Origin of the sequence: Xanthomonas sp. SHU 166, from assembly GCF_000364685.1 — a bacterium.
Classification (GTDB): Bacteria; Pseudomonadota; Gammaproteobacteria; order Xanthomonadales; family Xanthomonadaceae; genus Xanthomonas_A; species Xanthomonas_A sontii.
This window is the reverse complement of record NZ_AQOJ01000629.1, coordinates 1-4,649: the sequence shown is the minus strand read 5'-3', so window position 1 is coordinate 4,649 and position 4,649 is coordinate 1. Positions and strand designations below refer to the sequence as shown.

Genomic DNA, 4,649 nt, shown 5'->3' with positions numbered 1-4,649 from the left:
TGAGTACCACGCCGCCGCGGGCGCGGCGGGCGGGTCCGGCGACGCGGATCAGCCGCAATACACGGTGGTGATGTTGTTGGTCGGGCCGATCTCGACGGTCAGGCGGTCGCCGCCGGTCTCGCGCGCGCCGCGGTTGGCACTGTCCACGCCGCTGGCGGTGGCGCCGTTGTCGCTGACACTGCTCCTCACCACCTGCACCTTGAGACTGTCGCTGTCGACGCGGGCGCGTTCGACGGTCATGCGCGAGGCGGCCAGTCCGACCGCGCCGCGGACCTTGTCGATATGGCACTGGCCGGAGATGACGCCGTCGATCGGCTGCACCTGCGCCACCTGGGTGGTGCTGCAGGCGCCGAGCAGCAGCACGGCGGCGAACGGGGCGAGGTGGGCAAGCGGGTGGCGGATCATGGGGCGTCTCCTTCGATCGATGGCGCGAGCCTGTCGCGGCGCATGTTTGCGCCGCATGAAGAGATCGCGCCGGCGGTTTCACCGGTCGTGGCCGCCGGCGGGGCCAGACTCGGGATTCCCCCAGCAACCGGAGCCGATCATGGCCACCTGCGATGTCTGCGGAAACGACTACGACCAGGCCTTCACCCTGACCCAGGGCGCGCGCAGCGGTACCTTCGATTCGTTCGAGTGCGCCATCCACGCCTTCGCCCCGCGCTGCAGCCACTGCGAGTGCCGCATCGTCGGCCACGGCGTGCAGGCCGGCGAGCGCATGTTCTGCTGCGCGCATTGCGCCCAGCACGCCGGCGTCAGCGGTCTCGCCGACCGCGCCTGAGCGACGCCCGTTCCTTCCCTTCGAGGAGGACTGCGCGATTGCGTCCTCCTCCCGCATCCGGAGTATTGCTGATGGCCTCCCGCAAGCGTCCTGCCGCCACCAAGTCCGCCCCGTCCAAGCGCAGCAGCGCCACGGCGTCGTCCAGCGACAAGACCGTGCAGCAGCAACGCGCGCTGCAGCGCGCGGTCGATGCCGGCGACGCCAAGCCCAAGCCCAAGCGCGCCAAGCCGGGCGACGCCGGCCAGGCCGGGCCACGCAAGCAGCCGCAGCGCATGCCCAGGCAGCACCTGACCAAACCGGGCAACGAGCACGAACTGGCGCTGCAGCCGCGCTTCGAGGCGCCGGAGTACGTGGGCAGCGGCAAGCTGCGCGGCATGAGCGCGATCGTGACCGGTGCCGATTCGGGCATCGGCCGCGCGGTGGCGGTGCTGTTCGCGCGCGAAGGCGCGGATGTGGCGGTGCTGTACCTGGACGAACACGAGGATGCGCAGGTCACCCGCCAGCACGTCGAGAACGAAGGCCGCCGCTGCATCACCATCGCTGGCGACGTGAAGGATCCAGCGTTCTGCGAGGACGCGGTGGCGCAGACCGTCAAAGCCTTCGGCGGGCTCGACGTGCTGGTCAACAACGCCGCGTTCCAGCTGCATTGCGATGCGCTGGAGGACCTGAGCGAGGCGCACCTGCAGGAGACCTTGCAGACCAACATCGCCGGCTATTTCCACATGGCGCGCGCGGCGCTGCCGCATCTCAAGCGTGGTTCGGCGATCGTCAACAGCGGCTCGGAGACCGGGCTGTTCGGCAGCAAGTCGCTGTTGGACTATTCGGCGACCAAGGGCGCGATCCATGCCTTCACCATGGCCCTGGCCAGCCAGTTGCAGCCGCGCGGCATCCGCGTCAACGCGGTCGCGCCGGGGCCGGTATGGACGCCGCTCAATCCCGCCGACAAGCCTGCGGAGGACGTGGCCGAATTCGGCAAGCAGAACCCGATGGGACGCCCGGCGCAGCCGGAGGAGCTGTCGCCGGCGTATGTGTTCCTGGCTTCGCCGATCACCGCCAGCTACATCAATGGCGCGATCCTGCCGGTGATGGGTGGGCCGACGGGCTAGTGGGTGCGTAGGTTGGCGGGTGAGTTGGCTGGCGGTCGGACCCTCACCCCAACCCCTCTCCCGATGGGAGAGGGGCTTTGCTCCTCCTTCTCCCCCCGGGAGAAGGTGCCCCGAAGGGGCGGATGAGGGTACGGTCGCTCGCGTTCAATCTCAGCGAGTCGCTACGCGCTACCCTCACCCCAACCCCTCTCCCGGGGGGAGAGGGGCTTTGCTCACTCCGTTTCGGCCCAGCGCGACAGGTTCTGCTTCAGCGCATCGATGCCGGCCCACGGATCCTTGCGTCGCCGTTTCAGCTTGGCCGGGACGTCGCGCAGCTTGAAGGCGTCGGCGCGGTGCAGTTTGGACAGGTCGCTCCAGGCCAGCGGCATCGCCACCGGGGCGCCGGCGCGGGCGCGCAGCGAATACGACGCCACCGCAGTGGCGCCGCGGCCGTTGCGCAAATAGTCGACGAAGATGCGTTGGTTGCGCAGGCGCTTGCTGGCGGTGGCGAGGAAGCGGTCCGGTTGCGACTGCGCCAGTGCGTCGGCGAAGCCATGGGCGAAGCGCTTGGTCAGGTCCCAATCGCAGCCCGGCGCCAGCGGCACCACCACGTGCAGGCCCTTGCCGCCGGACACGCGCAGGAATGATTCCAGCTCCAGTTGCGCGAGCAGCTTGCGGATGTCGGTGGCGGCGCGCTTGACCTCGGCGAAAGGCACGTCCGGGCCTGGATCCAGGTCGAACACCACGCGGTCGGCCACGTCCGGGCGCTGTGCCTTGGCGCCCCAGGGATGGAATTCCAGGGCGTTGAACTGCACCAGTTCGAGCAGCCCGGCCGCATCCTCGACCACCAAGTACTCGGCCTGGGTTCCGCTTTCTTCCTTCAACCGCACCGACGACACCAGTTCCAATCCGGCGGTGTGGTGCTTCTGGAAGAAGCACGCGCGTTCGGCACCGGCGGGGCAGCGGATGATCGACAGCGGGCGACCGGCGATCTCCGGCAGCAGGTGATCCATCACCGCGCTGTAGTAGTCCCAGACCTCGCGCTTGGTCGCGCCGATGTCGGGGAAGACCACGCGGCCCGGGCTGGACAGGGTCGGCGGCGTGCGCGCGGTGCCCGTGGCCGCGACATCGCGCTTGCTGCGCCGGGGACCGCCGGTCTTGTTCTCGCTCGACTTCGCCGCCTTCGCCACCTTGGTCGCCTTCGTTGTTTTGGCCGTTGCGTCTGCCTTGGCTTTCCTGGCCGCCGGCGTCACCCGCGCCGCCGCCGCGCGCGGTGCCGGTGCGTCGGCATCGCGCAGGTCGGCGATGTCCTTGTCCGGGCGCACCGCCTTCAGCGAGGCCTGGCGCAGCAACTGCTGTCCGCCGATGCCGCGGTAGAACACCTCCACCACGAAGCGCGGCGCGAACCAGCGCGCGCTGCGCAGGTCGGTGTCGGTGGTGGGCACGTGCACGCTGGGCGTGGCGCTGCCGGCCTTGCCGATCAGTACGGTCAGCTCGCGCAGCAGCGCGTCGGAGAAGCCGGAGCCGACCCGCCCGACGTACAGCCAGCCATGTTCGGGATCCGGCCGCGCCAGCAGCAACGCGCCGAAGCCGCTGCGGCTGCCCTTGGGTGCGGTGTAGCCGACCACCGCGAATTCGTCCGAGCGCAACTGCTTGGTCTTGCGCCAGTCGTCGCTGCGGCCGCCGTGGTAGCCGCGGTCGGCGCGCTTGGAGACGATGCCCTCGAAGTGCTGCGCGCCGGCGAGCTGGAATGCGGCTTCGCCGTCGCCGTCGATGTGCGAGCTGAAGGCCAGGCGCGCATCGGCGCCCTGCAGCAGCAGCAGCAGCAGCGCCTTGCGTTCGGACAGCGGTGCGGCGGCGATGTCGATGCCGTCCAGGTGCAACAGGTCGAACAGGGCCAGCGCTAGCGTGCCCTGGCGCTCGCCGGACAGCACTGCCTGCAGCAGGTTGAAGTCCTCCTTGGTCCCCTTGCCGGCGATCAATTCGCCATCCAGCGCCGCCGAGCGCAGACCCAGCGCGGCGATGGCGTCGCGGATCTCGGGAATCCTGTCGGTCCACTCGATCGCGTTGCGCGACCACAGCCGCACCACGCCGTCGGCGACGGTGGCCAGGATCCGGTAGCCGTCCCACTTGATCTCGTGGATCCACTGCGCGCCCTGTGGCGGCGCGTCGCCAAGCCGGGCCAGCTGCGGCGCGAACGGCCCGTCCGGCGCCGCCGCCGACACCGCGCCGGGCAGCGCCTTGGCCAACTTGGCCCAGTTCGGCCGACGGCCCTTGCGCACTGGCGCGGCGACGACCGTGGCCTTGCGCTTGTCCGGTTTGCCGGCGCCGGCGCGCTTGACGTCCTGCGCCGGCGCCGCGGTGACATCGGCCAGCAGGTCGTCTGCCTCCAGGTCGCTGGCGAAGGCGTCGTCCTCCTTGAACAGCAGCCACTGCGGCTGCCGCGCCGGCTTGCCCGAGCGCACCAGGTGCCAGCCGCCCTTGAGCTTGTCGCCGAACAGTTCGAAGCGCAGATGACCCTTGGCCAGTTGCGCTTCTGGATCGTCCGCGCTGCTCCACACGCCGTGATCGAACTGGGCGACGTGGCCGCCGCCGTATTCGCCCTGCGGGATCTCGCCCTCGAACGTGGCGTAGTCCAGTGGATGGTCTTCCACTTCCACCGCCATGCGCTTGACCTTGGGGTCGTAGCTCGGCCCTTTCGGCACTGCCCAGCTCTTCAGCGCATCGCCGACCTGCAGGCGGAAATCGTAATGGCGGCGGCTGGCGTGGTGCAGCTGCACGACGAA

General features: G+C 69.9%; 4 protein-coding genes. 2 read left to right on the top strand and 2 right to left on the bottom strand.

Annotated elements, in window-relative coordinates; translation table 11 throughout:
- Nucleotides 1-48: 48 nt before the first annotated feature.
- Nucleotides 49-405: a hypothetical protein gene (locus D180_RS15305; RefSeq protein ID WP_017913483.1), complete on the bottom strand. Its 357-nt coding sequence runs from the start codon at nucleotides 403-405 to the stop codon at nucleotides 49-51.
- Nucleotides 406-544: 139 nt separating this feature from the next.
- Between D180_RS15305 and D180_RS15300 the strand changes: the two genes are divergently transcribed.
- Together D180_RS15300 and D180_RS15295 are read left to right on the top strand one after the other, a co-directional pair.
- Nucleotides 545-778 carry a hypothetical protein gene (locus tag D180_RS15300; RefSeq protein ID WP_010342266.1) on the top strand — a complete coding sequence of 78 codons (234 nt, stop codon included), beginning with the start codon at nucleotides 545-547 and terminating at the stop codon, nucleotides 776-778.
- 71 nt (nucleotides 779-849) lie between these two features.
- Nucleotides 850-1,884: an SDR family oxidoreductase gene (locus D180_RS15295; RefSeq protein ID WP_043091067.1), complete on the top strand. Its 1,035-nt coding sequence runs from the start codon at nucleotides 850-852 to the stop codon at nucleotides 1,882-1,884.
- 212 nt (nucleotides 1,885-2,096) lie between these two features.
- Here the strand turns inward: D180_RS15295 and ligD are convergent.
- Nucleotides 2,097-4,649, bottom strand: a 2,553-nt coding sequence (ligD, locus tag D180_RS15290) for a DNA ligase D (RefSeq protein ID WP_017913481.1), incomplete at its 5' end; no start/stop codon positions are given.